Here is a 13,557-nt window from a genome sequence, read left to right as displayed (position 1 = left end):
GTCAAGGATTCGTTTGCGTAGCTTTTATGACCCCAACATCTTGTGTGTCACATATGTGGATAACGGGGATAGAAGCGGAGCGCGGCGAGGAAGGTTCGGCGCCGCGCGGAGGTGCTTCGGCGATGGCGTTCGCGGCACCTGACCGCGGCTATGCGCCGCTCGGGCTCAGGAGAACCGGCGTGGATCGGCGCAGAAATGGGCGATGATCTGGCGAAGGTCCGGTTCATGCACCATGCCCACAGCCTCGGCGGCGCTGACCCACTTACGGGTGCGTGCCCGCTTTTCCTTCCACCGGTCGGCGACCTTGTCGACCTGCAGCGGGAACACCAGAACCTCGCACGGCACTTCCTCGCCGGAATCCAGCACCTTGGCGTAGAAATAGCGGCCGGCCTCGTGATGCGAGATCGTGCCGCGCAGCCCGGCCTCCTCGCCGGCTTCGCGCGCCGCCGCTTCGCAAAGCGGCTCCTTCGCTTCCGGCCAGCCCTTGGGAAGCACCCAACGGCCGGTGTCGCGGCTGGTGATCAGCATGATTTCGACGCCGTCCCCGCTATCGCGCCAAGGCAAGGCCGCAACCTGCAGGCGGGACGGCACCGCGCCGAAGAGTCGCTGGACCCTTTCGGCCAGATGGTTGTGCGTCGTTGGCCTCGTCAACATCGGAGAAGCTTGCCCCAGCTTCCAGAATCATTTGCCGTCTCATGAATCTTACGGCTAATTATAAGCAATAAAAGTAAAAAATGTTTCATGGACCAGCGAGATTCTGCCGATTTGCGCCCGGTCTCGCTCAAATGGGGCGGCCGCGCGAGCATCAAGTCGGCATTTCTCGGCTGCGGATGATGCCTTGGGCGGGCTGGTTGCAACAAGCCGCGTTGCCGCGAATCAGCCGGCGTGGTCGTCGGCGATCGGCTTCTGGTAGGTGAAGCCCATGTCCCAGGGGAAATAGATCCAGGTGTCCTGGCTGACCTCGGTAACGAAAGTGTCGACCATCGGCCTGCCTTTCGGCTTGGCGTAGACGGTGGCGAAGTGCGCCTTGGGCATCATCGCGCGCACGATGCCCGCCGTCTTGCCGGTATCGGTGAGGTCGTCGATGATCAGCACGCCGGCCCCATCATCGGCGAGCAGCGCTGGTGTGATCTCCTTCAGCACCTGCAGCTGCCCCTGGCTGGTGTAGTCGTGGTAGGACGCGACGCAGACCGTCTCGATGACGCGGATGCCAAGCTCGCGCGAAATAATGGCGGCCGGAACCAGGCCGCCGCGCGTGATGCAGACGATCGCCTTCCATTGCCCCTTGTTGGCGCCGGCAAGCCGCCAGGCGAGCGCGCGCGCATCGCGGTGGAACTGGTCCCAGGAGACCGGGAAGGCTTTTTCGGGCAGGGACATCTTCGCGCACTCCGCAAAGCGCGCATCGCGCGCAGACACTATGGAATGCGCGCGGAATTAACTGGAAAGGCTTGGGCTTGGCAAGGGGAGTGGAAAGCTATCCCTGTGAAGCTACCGCGACAGGAAAGCCGCCACCGGTGCGGTGCGCAGCACCGTCCGCGTGACCCCGCCGAACAGCAGCTGGCGCAGCCAGGAATGGCTGTAGGCGCCGAGCACGAGCAGGTCCGCACCCGTTTCGGCGACCCTGGTCTGGATGATGTCATCGACCGAGGCGCCGCCGGACCTCAGCACCGAGACGCTGACGGTCGCGCCGTGCCTGGACAGCGAGGCGGCGATCTCTGCGCCGGCCGTTTCCGGCGCCTCGTCGAGCGTATCCGGCGGGTCGATGACGACGATGTCCGTCTTCTCAGCCTCGATGATGAAGGGCAGGGCATCGAAGGCCGCACGCGCGGCTTCCTTGCTGCCGTTCCAGGCGAGCAGCACATGCTTGAAGCTGGTCACCAGCGGACCCGAATGCGGCACCACCAGCACCGGCCGGCCGGCATCGTAGACCAGCGTGTCGACGTCGGCGCTCGGGTCGCTGCCCGATTCGCGCTGCGCGGCGATGATCAGGTCCGCAGTGCGAACGGTCGAGATGCCGGTCAGCGCACTGTCGCCGGAAAAACTCTCGAGGCTGCGCCACTCGAACGACAGGCCGGAATTCTCGACGCGATTGTGAAAGGCGGCCTGCAACTTCTCGGCGCGCTCCCGGTTCATGTCGGCCGAAACCTGCAGGAACTCGGTGTCCGGAAAGCCGGTGGCCGAGGTGTAGGGCACGGGCAGCGCCTCGGCATGAATGCCGATCAGATGGCTCTGGAACCGGCTGGCCAGCGGGATCGCGCAGTCGAGCACGCGCTCGGCGTCCTGTTCGTTCTGTAGTATGGCGACGATGGTCTTGAATCGCATGGCAGTCCCTCACTCCTTACGGCGATCCCATCGTGACAAACGTCACTGCGCGATGCTTGGTTCCGTCACGCCGATCAGCCCGGCTTGTTTGCCTTGATCAAACCCGCCACCATAGCCTCTACATCGGCGCGTGCGGAGTCCAGCGCCTGCTGGCTGCGGGCGCGCACCACCAGTTCCGTCCAGAATTTGCCGTCGCCATATTTCGGATAGGAGCCGATGATCGTTTCCGGATGCGCCTTCTGGATGTCGCCCAGCGGCCCGCCGATCAGGCCTTCGCCGAACGGGCATTCCACGGTGGCCGACAGCATTTTGGTGCCGGCCCGCAACGTCGGCACGACATTGTCGAGCATCGCCTGGAAAATCGCCGGCACGCCGGCCATGACATGGACGTTGCCGATGCGAAAGCCCGGCGCAACCGACACTGGGTTGTCGATGTGGTCTGCCCCGCGCGGCATCCGCGCCATGCGCTTGCGCGCTTCGGTGTATTCGATGCCGCGGGCGGCATAGCTTGCCTCCAGCAGGGCGTAGGCCCTGGCGTCGTATTCGCATGGCACACCAAAGGCCTTGGCAACCGAATCGGCGGTGATGTCGTCATGCGTCGGGCCGATGCCGCCGGTCGTGAAGACATAGGTGTAGCGGGTGCGCAGCGCATTCACCGCAGCAACGATCTCGTCTTCCTCGTCCGCAACGATGCGCACTTCCTTCAGATCGATGCCGATCGCCGTCATGATATCGGCGAGGTGGCCGATGTTCTTGTCCTTGGTGCGGCCGGACAGAATCTCGTCGCCGATGACGAGCATGGCGGCGGTGACGATTTCGGTCATGGCAGGCTCCGGCAAACGGGTCGCCTGAGATAGCGCGGCGGACGGCCGGCGGCAATGCCGCCAACGACGGATCCACCTGTGCCACCTCCCTTGCAGTGGACCCTTCGGCGGGTGATGCTGCGTGCGGGTTTGGAGCCTTGAGCAAGACATGCCGGTACCGATTCTTCTATGGCTGCCCGGCGCGCTGGTTCTGCTGGCGCTCGTCGTGGCAGCCTATCCTCTGCTGGCGACACGGCGGATCGCGGCGAAAGCCGAAAGGCTGGTGCCGGCCAGCGGGAAATTCATCGAGATCGACGGCAACCGCATTCATTATGTCGAGACGGGCGAGGGGCGGCCGATCGTCTTCCTGCACGGCCTCGGCGCGCAGCTTCATCAATTCGGCCACACGCTGTTCGGACGGTTCGGCCCGAACTATCGGCTGATTGCGCTCGACCGTCCGGGTTCCGGTTATTCGGTGCGGGCCAGGGGCGCCAGCGGGCGGCTGCCCGAGCAGGCCGAGATCGTGCGGCGCTTTATCGAGGCGCTTGGGCTGGAGAAGCCTCTGGTCGTCGGTCATTCGCTGGGTGGCGCCATCGCGCTGACGCTATCGCCTTGCTGGCGCCGCTGACCCATCTGGAGCCGGACGCGCGCGAGAAGTTCGGCCCGCTATACATCAATTCGCCGCTGCGGCGCCGGATCATGGCTCATACGATGGCGATCCCGGCGGCTCTCAAATATGCAGAACGCACGCTGGCCTTCATCTTCGCGCCACAGACGGCACCGGCCGACTATATGGTCGAGGGCGGCGGCTGGTGCGGGCTGAGGCCAAGCCATTTCTACGCAACATCGACCGATGTCGTGGCCGTCGAGCATGACCTTGGCCGCATCGAGAAACGCTATAGTGAGATCACCATGCCGGCCGGCATTCTGTTCGGTGCTTCCGACCGCGTGCTGGGCATCGATATCCACGGCTGGCCGGTGATGGAAAAGATCAGCGGGCTCGATTTCGAACCTGTCGAGGGGCTTGGCCACATGCCGCAATTCGTCGAGCCGGAACGGGTCGTCGCTTTCATCGAACGCATTGCCGACCGCGCATTTGCGCCGAAGTCCGACACCGGCGGCTGACACCCTCCCGGAACGCGGTCTCGGCAGGCAGGGTGCCGCCCCGGGCATCCCGACCGCCGGGAATACCTCCGAACCTAATCAGGATATCGGCTATTCCTTCACGGCTCCGGTCATCGAGGAAACATAGTGCTCGACAAAGAACGAATAGAGCACCACCACCGGCAATGAACCGATCAGCGCTCCCGCCATCAGCGCCCCCCATTCATAGACGTCCGAGCGCACCAGCTCGGTGAGCACGCCGACCGGCACAGTCTTGTTTTCGGACGACTGGATGAAGGTCAAGGCGTAGATGAACTCGTTCCATGATAGCGTGAATGCGAAGATGCCGGCGGAAATCAGGCCCGGCACCGACAGCGGCAGCACGATCTTGGTGAGGATCTGCCAGCGGCTCGCCCCGTCGATCAGCGCGCATTCCTCCAGCTCGAACGGGATCGAGCGGAAGTAACCCATCAACAGCCATGTGCAGAACGGGATCAGGAAGGTCGGATAGGTGAGGATGAGAGCGAAGGGCGTGTCGTAAAGCCCAAGGTTGAACACCATCACCGACAGCGGAATGAACAGGATCGAAGGCGGCACGAGATAGGCCAGGAACACCGCGAGGCCGACCTGCCGCGCCCCGGAGAACCTCAAGCGTTCGATCGCATAGGCAGCGAACACCGCAGCCAGCAGCGACAGGAACGTGGCGGCGGTCGAGATGATGATCGTGTTGAGCAGCCAGCCCGGATAGGATGTCTCGAAGAGCAGGTAGCGGATATGCTCGAGCGTCGGATGCACCACCCAGAACGGATTGAAATTGGCGTAGTCGGTCATCTCGAGATTGGGCTTAACCGCCGTGATCGTCATCCAGTAGAACGGAAACAACAGCACGATGACGAATATCAGCAACGGCAGGTAGACCGTCACCACGCGGCGCGGCACGCTCTGCAGGTAGCCCATGCCGCCTTCGTCGAGTTCCGGGCGTTTGCTCGTTTCGATCGCGGTCATGTCAATCTCCGCCGCCCTGCTGCCATTTGCGCCGTTGCAGGCCAAAGTAGCTGAACAGGATCGCCGCCAGCAGGAACGGGATCATGGCGACTGCGATCGCGGCGCCTTCGCCAAGCTGGCCTCCGGAAATGCCGCGCTGGAACGACAGCGTCGCCATCAGGTGGGTGGCATTCACCGGCCCGCCGCGGGTCAGCACATAGATCAGCTGGAAGTCGGTGAATGTGAACAGCACCGAAAACGTCATGGTGATGGCGATGATCGGCGTCAGCAGCGGCAGCGTCACATAGCGGAACAATTGCCAGCGGCTCGCGCCGTCGAGCGTGGCGGCCTCGTAGAGCGACTGCGGAATCGTCTGCAGGCCGGCAAGCAGCGTGATCGCCACGAAAGGAATGCCGCGCCAGACATTGGCGGCGATGACCGAAGCCCGCGCATTCTCGGGATCGCCGAGGAAATTGATGCGATGGTCGATCAGGCCCATTTCCATAAGCGCCCAGGACAGGATCGAGAACTGCGAATCGTAGATCCACCAGAAGGCGATCGCCGACAGCACCGTCGGCACCACCCAGGGGAGCAAGACGATCGCGCGGAAGAACGATTTGAACGGCAGGTTCTGGTTGAGGATAAGCGCCAGCCAGAGGCCGAGCACGAACTTCAGGATCGAGGCGCTGATCGTATAAAGCAAGGTGTTGAAAACGGAGAGCCAGAAGACGGCGTCGTCCCACAGATATTCGTAATTCTCGATGCCGATGAAGATGCCGGGGCGGCCGATGCGGGCATCGGTGAAGCCGAGCCAGACGCCGAGCCCGAGCGGATAGGTCAGGAAGACCAGCAGCAGTGCCGCCGCCGGCAGCATGAAGCCGAAGCCAAGCGCGTTTCGGCTATCGGCCAAGGTCGCCAGGATGCGAGACAAGATCGAGGGACGCGGCTGAACGGCGGCGGAGGTCACGGCCATGGGTCGGCTCCTCTAAGGTTTCGTAAACGGCCGGGCGGCCATGCGCGATTCGAAGCCGGGCAGCATGGCTGCCCGGCCGAGCCGGCTCAAACGCGATAGTAGCGGTTGGCGCGCTTTTCGGCCTCTTCCATCGCCTCTTGTGGCGTCGCCTGGCCGGTCACCGCCTTGGCGAACATGTCGACCAGCACATAGTCGGCCATGGTCGCCGCCGAGGCATAACCGAGCGGGCCGGCATAGCCGTTGGGCCGCAGCGTCGCCGAGGCCTTGGCGTAAGCGGCATTGTTCGGATCGGCCGTCCAAACCGGGTTGTTGTCAAAGGCTTTGAGCGTCTGGCAGCAATACCCTGCCGACGACGTGATCCACTGCGACATTTGCGGATCCTCGAACATGAACTGCAGGTAGGCCTTGGCCGCGTTGGGGTAGGGCGTGTAGTCGAAGATCACGGCCGTGGTCACCTGGAACAGCTCGACGGATTTCCCGACCGGGCCGATCGGCAGGTTGGTGGTGCGGATGTCCTTGGCTATTTCAGCCAGCTTCGGATCCTTGTCCTTGTTGATCTTGGCGGTGTTGTAGGCCGAAATGCCGTTGGCGATGACGCTCAATTCGCCGGCCAGGAAGGCGCGGTTGTTGTTGACGTCGAGCCAGCTTTCAGTGCCGGGAATGAAGGTCTTGTAGAGTTGCTGCGCGTATTCGATCGCCTTCAGCGTCTCGGGGCTGTTGATCGTCACCTTGCTGTTCTCGTCGACCATCTGGCCGCCATGGCTCCACAGCAGCCAGTGGGCGTAGTTGTTGCCGTCGCCGACGCCGTGGCCGTGCGTGAAGCCGGCCGGGTGCCCCTTCGCCTGCAATGCCTTGCAAAGCTCGAGCAGGCCTGCCGTGTCCTTTGGAAATTCTGAGAAGCCGGCTTCCTTCACCCAGCTTTCGCGATAGACGATGGCATTGCCGATGGTCGCCAGCGGCAGGCCGAGGAACTTGCCTTGCCGTGTCGCATATTGGTGCGGTCCATCGTGCCAGCCGCCATATTTCGAGCCGAGATATTCGCCTAGTTCCGTCACATCGTGCAGCTTGTCGGGATATTGGTGCGGGTCGTCGAACCAGACGAACATCAGGTCCGGGCCGGAGCCGACATTGGCGGCGACCGCCGCCTTGGGGCGAATGTCCTCCCAGCTTTCCTTGTCGACGCGGACCTCGACGCCGGTCGCTTCGGTGAAGCGCTTGGTGTTGGCCAGCCATTGATCCTCGTCGCCCTGCACGAAAGGCGACCAGCGCAGCAGCCTGAGCTTGGCGCCGTCCTCGGGCTTGTATTTCAACCCCTCCTGAGCAAAGGCGGGAGAGCCGATGAACCGGCTTCCCAAGGCTCCCGCGGCCGCGCCGGCGGTGGTGCGGATCACGTCACGTCTGGTGAATTTCATGTTCGCTTCCTCCTGCTTATTGTCCTTGCCGTCCTACTGCTCGATGGGTGTTTCGAACCGCTGTCCGGTTTTGCCGTGAAAGAGATGGATGAGGCCTGGCTCGGCCGTAAGCCGGATGGTTTCGCCCGGCGTGAAGGAATGCCGTTCCCGGAAATTGGCGACGATCTCCTCGCCGCCGGCGGTTCGGCCGATGAGCTGCACTTCGGACCCTGTCGGCTCGACCACCGCGACGGTGACCGGAATGCCCTGATGGTCGGACAGCCGTAAATGCTCGGGCCGTATCCCCAGCACGACCGGCTCACCATTGCCGATGGAAAGTGCTGAGGCCAACGGGACCGAAATCCCGCCGGCGCCGCGAAACGACGGCGAGCCGTCGCTTACGATCTCGCCCCTGAGCATGTTCATGGCGGGCGACCCGATGAAGCTGGCGACAAAGAGGTTGTTCGGCCGGTCATAGAGCTCGAGTGGCGGCCCGATCTGTTCGACGATGCCGTCATGCATGACGACGATCTTGTCGGCCATGGTCATCGCCTCGATCTGGTCGTGGGTGACGTAAACCGTGGTGGTCTTCAGGCGCTGGTGCAGTTCCTTGATCTCGGCGCGCATCTGCACCCGGAGCTTGGCATCGAGATTGGACAGCGGCTCGTCGAACAGGAAAACCTGCGGGTCGCGCACGATCGCCCGGCCCATGGCGACGCGTTGGCGCTGGCCGCCGGAAAGCTGGCGGGGATAACGGTCGAGCAGCGGCACCAGTCCGAGGATCTCGGCCGCACGCCGCACGCCGGCATCGCTCTCCGTCTTGGGAACGCCCTTGAGCATCAGCGAGAACGCCATGTTCTCGGCAACCGTCATATGCGGGTAGAGCGCATAGTTCTGGAAGACCATGGCGACGTCGCGCTCCTTTGGCGCAACGTTGTTGACGACACGTTTGCCGATCGCGATCTGGCCGCGCGAGATCTTTTCCAGGCCGGCGATCATTCTGAGAAGGGTCGACTTTCCGCAACCCGAAGGACCGACCAGCGTGACGAACTCGCCGTCGTTTATATCGACACTGACCCCGTGCAGGACCTCGACGGTCCCAAATGATTTGTAGACATCGCCGATTGCGACAGACGCCATCGATCTCCTCCCGATTGATTCCTGCAACGACTTCGAAGGAAACCGCTTTCCTGCCTGGCCCGCGACGGCGCCCAGGCTCCTCCCCGGTCACGCGCGATGTGAGACGGTAGCGCTACCAAACCGACCTGTAAAGCACGCCGGCATCACTGCGATATCGACACGCCCTAATCCGAAACCTCGGTCTGCGGCCGGTCGCGGCCGTCGGCGAGCTCGTCGTGCCATTTGCCGTCGGCGTCCTCATACTGGATGCCGTCGGTGTTGCCGGCGACCTGCTGTTCGGCCGAAGCGATCTCGGCGGCGCGCAAGGCATCCTGATGGGTGGGGAACGTTTCGGAGAATGTCGAGCCGACCTTGTAGGCCCAGCCTCCGTCATGCTCGACGATCTTGTAGGTCAGTTTCGCCATGAAACCCTCCGGTTGAAAGCCCGTTGCCTCAATGCAGCCTGTCGTCGGCCAGCCTGTCGTCGTCTGGCAGCCTGTCGTCTGCGACCAGCACGTCCGATTCCCTGGCGGCTTCGATCAGTGCCCGGCGCGCATCCGCCGTCGAACGATAACCTTCCAGCACTTTTAGGCAAGTGTCGAGGGCATCACGATGACGGGGCCCGCGATTGAGTGGCCAGACCGTCATCAGGCACTCCGCCGCCTCCTGGGCGCTGCGGATATGACGATATTTGCCGACATGGCCGAGTTCGACCACGACCGGCTTTTCAAATGGCTTGCTGTCCATCATCGCCGCCAACGCGGAGCGGCCGATTTGGTTGCAACTGCTATTTTAGCTTAGGCGAAAATAGCTCAATAGCCGCAGTCATTGCGCAGCCAGCGCGCATTCGCCCAGCCGGTGCGGCCGCCGAAATCGACCTGGTACCAGTTTCCGCGGCGGTCGAAGATCTCGGTTTGGTCGCCGTTGAACAATTGCCCGATCATGCGTGACGACGAGTTCGGTCGGGCCCGAACGGCGAGAAAGCCGCTTCCCGTTGCCAGATTGTAGTGCCTGGAAAGACCGTGAACCGTACCTTCGCAATATTGCGCCCCGGCCGGCGTCGATGCGGCAAACGACAGCCCGGCCACAACCGCGGCGGCAGCCGCAACGGAAATCCCCCTTAACGACATGTCTCTGCTCCCCCAACCCGCCGCGCCCAGCCGCGGCCCGGCGACTCTATACCGGCAGAGGATCAATGCGAAGCTGTGCTGGCCCGTCCAGCGAGACGAACCCGCCGTCAGTTCGCCGCCTTCATCCAGTGCTGCATCGTCGTCACCGAGCGGGCAAGCTGCGGCGCCGGGTGGATTTTCTCGCCGAAGGTGGCCGCGGCGCGCCAGCCCCAGCGCGGATCGGCAAGAAAGGCGCGCGCCAGCGCCACCATGTCGGCGCGGCCGTCGGCGACGATCGCCTCGGCCTGTTTCGGATCGTCGATCAGGCCGACGGCCCGCGTCGGGATGCCGACGGCCTTGCGCACCTCTTCGGCCAGATGCACTTGGTAGCCCGGGCCGGTCGGCAGCTTCTGCAACGGCGAATTGCCGCCACTCGAGCAGCAGAGATAGGCGACGCCGGCTTCCTTCAGCGCTTTTGCCACTTCGATCGCATCCTCGACGTCGAAGCCGCCATCGACCCATTCCTTGATCGACAGACGCGCGCCCAGCATCAGCCTGGGCACCGCCTTCTTTACCGCCTTGGCGATCTCGACGGCGAAACGCATGCGGTTTTCCAGCGAGCCGCCCCAGCGGTCGGTGCGCCGGTTGGAAAGCGGCGACAGAAACTGGAAGATCAGATAGCCATGCGCGGCATGCAGCTCGATGAAGTCGAAGCCGGCGCGCTCGGCCCGCCGCGCCGCGTCGGCGAAGCGTTCGATGATTTGCAGGATCTCGTCGTCCTCCAGCGCCCGCGGCACCTGCCAGCCGGTGTCGTAGGCGATAGCCGAGGCAGATACGATCGGCCACGGGTCCTGATCGGCGTGCAGCGGGCCGCCGCCCTCCCAGGGTTTCCGGTTGGAGGCCTTGCGTCCGGCATGGGCAAGCTGCGTACCGAATTTCGTGCCCGGCGCGGCGACGCGCTTGGCTGCATCCAGCGTGCGTCGCGCCGCCGCCTCATTGTCCTCGGAATAGAGGCCGAGACAGCCATGCGAGATGCGGCCGCGCCGTTCGACATCGGTCATCTCGACGGTGACCATGCCGGCACCCGACATCGCCAGGTTCATCCAGTGATAAAGGTGCCAATCACTGGCCGAGCCGTCCTCGGCCGAATATTGGCACATCGGCGCGACCGCGATGCGGTTGGGGAAGGTGAGGCCGTCGAGGGTGATCGGCTGGAAAAGCGATGAGGTCATAAAAAAACTCCGGAAAGGGTTGCCGCTATTTATGCAGCCGATTGTGCCAGCGCCAGACACGAGACGGTGAAACGGTCTCTGGACCAATTGGTGGCCCGATTGCGCGGACGGCCGTTCGCGGCTACGCCTTGCCGCGGCAGCAGGGAGTCCACCATGGAAGATCGCATTCGCATCCGCTCTGAGGAAGTCCTTTCCGACGAATGGGCGGTTTTGAAAAAGACCGTCTTCGACTATCGCCGGCGCGACGGCAAATGGGAAACGCATACCCGCCAAACCTACGATCGCGGCGACGGTGCGGTGATCCTGCCTTTCGATCCCGAGCGGTCGACGGTGCTTCTGGTGCGGCAGTTCCGCTACCCGGCCTACGTCACCGGCCACAAGGAGCCGCTGATCGAGGCCTGCGCCGGCCTGCTCGACGAAGACGATCCCGAAACCTGCATCCGCAAGGAGGCCGAGGAGGAACTCGGCTACCGCCTGAAGGATGTGCAGCGGCTGTTTTCGCCCTATATGAGCCCCGGCAGCGTGACCGAGCGGCTCTGGTTCTTCGTCGCCCGCTACTCGCCGGCCGACCGCATTTCCGACGGCGGCGGCGCGCATGACGAAGGCGAAGACATCGAGGTTTTGGAAATGCCGCTCGACGAGGCGCTGGCCGGCATCCACGACGGTCGGATCATCGACGCCAAGACGATTATTTTAATCCAGCATTTGAAGCTGAACCCGATCGGTGGGTGAACGGCTTTAATTCCTTAATTCCTTGCCGCAACGGGCTGAGATGCAGCTGAGGGGAACAGATCCATGATTATCAAAAACTTGCCGAAGTGGTTGGGCGCGACTTCGACGGCTGTCCTTCTCTTGGCATCGATTGCCCCCTCACACGCTGAATCCTACTCCGACCTGCAGCGCAAAGGATACAAGACCGGCAAGCTGTCGCGAGGTGCGTCAGGCTCACTGGGCTGGTTCGTTTCCAACGGCGAGAAAAAATACTTCTGCAGAATGCGAGCAGCGCAAGCTTATGTCGGTAGTACAGGGATGGTCGCTTTTACCGCCGCCGGACGGCAAATTTCGTTGGACAGGAACGTCTACGAAAAATACGCTGGATTTGATGCATCCATTCGGCAACTGTCAGACCTGAAGGCTGGCAAGCTCAATAAGCGAGCGGTCGGCAATTGCAGTCCCGCGAAATGACCCGCTCTCGATCTGCCCTTTCAAGTCCAAATCTGGTGCGGACGACGGGAATCGAACCCGTACGATCAGAGATCGAGGGATTTTAAGTCCCTTGCGTCTACCAATTCCGCCACGTCCGCAGGCCAGCCCTTTTCAGCCGCCAGCCAAAGGCCGTCAAGCCGTCTTCTGCCGTCGACAAATTTGGCACTGGAAGCTAGCGAGGGCCAATCACCCACGGAGATACAAACAAAATCGTTTCACCTGGAGATGTTTTTTAGCGACAGCTTCCGAGGCTACCGCGAATGCGTGTCCCCCGTTCGCAGGATGCGTTCGGTCGCTCTGCTCTGATAGACTCCAATTGGCAAGTGGATTGGCGCGCCGATACTCGACGCCGTCGTCTACAGACACTGGGAGATTGTCATGCTCAAGCTTGCCTCTGCCCTGGCACTGCTGCTTGTTGGGACGGTGCCTCTGTCTGCTGATGAGATGCCGATGAACGCCAAAGACATCAAATGGGGTCCTGCTCCCGCTGTCATTCCCGCTGGGGCGGAAATGGCTGTTGTCGCTGGAGATCCCTCAAAGGACGGCGCCTTTGTGCTGCGGTTGAAGGCACCCGCAGGCTACAAAATTGCCGCACATAATCATCCCACCACGGAATACATGACGGTGCTTTCCGGCAACTTCCATTTTGGAATGGGCGACAAGCTCGACGAGGCGAAAGGCGTCGAACTGACTGCTGGCGGCTTCGGCGTCGCACCGGCCGGAATGAATCACTTTGCCTGGACGACAAGCGATACGATCGTAGAGGTTCATGGCGAGGGGCCATTCAAGATCACCTACGTCAACCCGGCAGACGACCCGAGCAAGCAGTGACAGTTCGGGATCGAATTGATTGAACCGGCTGAAGGCTAGAACGATGGAATGCGTCAAACTCCGCGACCGTCGATTCACTAAGATCCGCTAACGGGCGAAAGCTGATTGGCCGCAACGGAATTGTATTCCGCTTGGGCCATTTTTGCCATGAACGGCGCTAAAACAAAAAACCCGCCTCGGCGGGCGGGTCGTTGGAGCCAATTAGCACCATAGCCAAATTAGTAGCATAGCTGCCGGCACAAAGCAAGAACAAAGTTGCTGCGGCCGGCACAAAAGCATAAATGCCTTTGTCCTGCCTTCCCGGCCTTGGCGATTGGCGAAAGCCGTGGTGGAATCAATCTCCCTCTTTGAGGGGGAGATGGCAAGTTGTGGCAAAGAGGGCAGGCCAGAGGGGGTCGTCTCGCGTGGATCGGCGACCCCCTCTGTCGCCTCCGGCGACATCTCCCCCTCAAGGGGAGATCGGCAGCTTCGCCGTCAGCGCCC

17 protein-coding genes and 1 tRNA gene are annotated in these 13,557 nt (G+C 62.5%); 5 read left to right on the top strand and 13 right to left on the bottom strand.

Annotated elements, in window-relative coordinates; translation table 11 throughout:
• Positions 1 to 165: 165 nt before the first annotated feature.
• The 4 genes from NKH17_RS11920 to NKH17_RS11905 form a co-directional block, all read right to left on the bottom strand.
• Positions 166 to 654: an NUDIX hydrolase gene (locus NKH17_RS11920; protein WP_254817682.1), complete on the bottom strand. Its 489-nt coding sequence runs from the start codon at positions 652 to 654 to the stop codon at positions 166 to 168.
• A 222-nt stretch (positions 655 to 876) separates the two neighbouring features.
• Positions 877 to 1,377, bottom strand: coding sequence for a xanthine phosphoribosyltransferase (gpt, locus tag NKH17_RS11915; protein WP_352649197.1), 501 nt, complete (start codon positions 1,375 to 1,377; stop codon positions 877 to 879).
• 111 nt (positions 1,378 to 1,488) lie between these two features.
• A complete protein-coding gene (locus NKH17_RS11910; protein WP_352477397.1) occupies positions 1,489 to 2,322 on the bottom strand; it encodes a universal stress protein in 834 nt (277 codons plus the stop codon).
• Positions 2,323 to 2,396: 74 nt separating this feature from the next.
• The gene (locus tag NKH17_RS11905; protein ID WP_352896701.1) at positions 2,397 to 3,146 is read right to left on the bottom strand and encodes a competence/damage-inducible protein A; all 750 of its coding nucleotides are present in this window, start codon (positions 3,144 to 3,146) and stop codon (positions 2,397 to 2,399) included.
• A gap of 148 nt (positions 3,147 to 3,294) precedes the next feature.
• On the opposite strand from NKH17_RS11905, the gene NKH17_RS11900 reads away from it, so the two are divergent.
• Positions 3,295 to 3,753 (top strand): alpha/beta fold hydrolase, encoded by a 459-nt coding sequence (locus NKH17_RS11900; RefSeq protein ID WP_352896703.1) that lies wholly within the window; start codon positions 3,295 to 3,297, stop codon positions 3,751 to 3,753.
• Positions 3,738 to 4,250: an alpha/beta fold hydrolase gene (locus tag NKH17_RS11895; protein WP_352896704.1), complete on the top strand. Its 513-nt coding sequence runs from the start codon at positions 3,738 to 3,740 to the stop codon at positions 4,248 to 4,250. Before NKH17_RS11900 ends, NKH17_RS11895 begins: the two co-directional genes overlap by 16 nt.
• Before the next feature lie 90 nt (positions 4,251 to 4,340).
• On the opposite strand, the gene NKH17_RS11890 is transcribed toward NKH17_RS11895, so the two are convergent.
• The 8 genes from NKH17_RS11890 to NKH17_RS11855 all read right to left on the bottom strand — a co-directional run bounded on the left by NKH17_RS11890 (position 4,341) and on the right by NKH17_RS11855 (position 11,037).
• On the bottom strand, positions 4,341 to 5,234 hold the full coding sequence (locus tag NKH17_RS11890) for a carbohydrate ABC transporter permease (protein ID WP_023717433.1): 894 nt from the start codon (positions 5,232 to 5,234) through the stop codon (positions 4,341 to 4,343).
• 1 nt (position 5,235) lies between these two features.
• Positions 5,236 to 6,186 carry a carbohydrate ABC transporter permease gene (locus NKH17_RS11885; protein ID WP_254817687.1) on the bottom strand — a complete coding sequence of 317 codons (951 nt, stop codon included), beginning with the start codon at positions 6,184 to 6,186 and terminating at the stop codon, positions 5,236 to 5,238.
• Between the two features lie 86 nt (positions 6,187 to 6,272).
• A complete protein-coding gene (locus NKH17_RS11880) occupies positions 6,273 to 7,598 on the bottom strand; it encodes an ABC transporter substrate-binding protein (RefSeq protein WP_254817688.1) in 1,326 nt (441 codons plus the stop codon).
• A 33-nt stretch (positions 7,599 to 7,631) separates the two neighbouring features.
• Positions 7,632 to 8,717 carry an ABC transporter ATP-binding protein gene (locus tag NKH17_RS11875; RefSeq protein WP_352804823.1) on the bottom strand — a complete coding sequence of 362 codons (1,086 nt, stop codon included), beginning with the start codon at positions 8,715 to 8,717 and terminating at the stop codon, positions 7,632 to 7,634.
• A gap of 164 nt (positions 8,718 to 8,881) precedes the next feature.
• Entirely contained in the window at positions 8,882 to 9,121 is a 240-nt protein-coding gene (locus NKH17_RS11870; protein WP_023674770.1) for a DUF2188 domain-containing protein, read from the bottom strand.
• Positions 9,122 to 9,149: 28 nt separating this feature from the next.
• Positions 9,150 to 9,446: a DUF982 domain-containing protein gene (locus tag NKH17_RS11865; RefSeq protein ID WP_352804821.1), complete on the bottom strand. Its 297-nt coding sequence runs from the start codon at positions 9,444 to 9,446 to the stop codon at positions 9,150 to 9,152.
• A 62-nt stretch (positions 9,447 to 9,508) separates the two neighbouring features.
• Positions 9,509 to 9,826 (bottom strand): SH3 domain-containing protein, encoded by a 318-nt coding sequence (locus tag NKH17_RS11860; RefSeq protein WP_352804818.1) that lies wholly within the window; start codon positions 9,824 to 9,826, stop codon positions 9,509 to 9,511.
• 107 nt (positions 9,827 to 9,933) lie between these two features.
• On the bottom strand, positions 9,934 to 11,037 hold the full coding sequence (locus NKH17_RS11855) for an NADH:flavin oxidoreductase/NADH oxidase (RefSeq protein WP_352804816.1): 1,104 nt from the start codon (positions 11,035 to 11,037) through the stop codon (positions 9,934 to 9,936).
• A gap of 153 nt (positions 11,038 to 11,190) precedes the next feature.
• Between NKH17_RS11855 and NKH17_RS11850 the strand changes: the two genes are divergently transcribed.
• Together NKH17_RS11850 and NKH17_RS11845 are read left to right on the top strand one after the other, a co-directional pair.
• Complete coding sequence (locus NKH17_RS11850) at positions 11,191 to 11,769, top strand: NUDIX domain-containing protein (protein ID WP_352541399.1); 579 nt, start codon at positions 11,191 to 11,193, stop codon at positions 11,767 to 11,769.
• A 63-nt stretch (positions 11,770 to 11,832) separates the two neighbouring features.
• Positions 11,833 to 12,222, top strand: coding sequence for a hypothetical protein (locus NKH17_RS11845; RefSeq protein WP_352896708.1), 390 nt, complete (start codon positions 11,833 to 11,835; stop codon positions 12,220 to 12,222).
• Between the two features lie 33 nt (positions 12,223 to 12,255).
• Here the strand turns inward: NKH17_RS11845 and NKH17_RS11840 are convergent.
• A tRNA-Leu gene (locus tag NKH17_RS11840) sits at positions 12,256 to 12,341 on the bottom strand.
• Between the two features lie 280 nt (positions 12,342 to 12,621).
• Between NKH17_RS11840 and NKH17_RS11835 the strand changes: the two genes are divergently transcribed.
• Entirely contained in the window at positions 12,622 to 13,074 is a 453-nt protein-coding gene (locus NKH17_RS11835; protein ID WP_352896710.1) for a cupin domain-containing protein, read from the top strand.
• Positions 13,075 to 13,557: the final 483 nt, after the last annotated feature.

It is taken from the genome of Mesorhizobium sp. M1334 (genome assembly GCF_040317995.1).
Taxonomy (GTDB): domain Bacteria; phylum Pseudomonadota; class Alphaproteobacteria; order Rhizobiales; family Rhizobiaceae; genus Mesorhizobium.
This window is presented reverse-complemented; position numbering and strand designations above follow the sequence as displayed.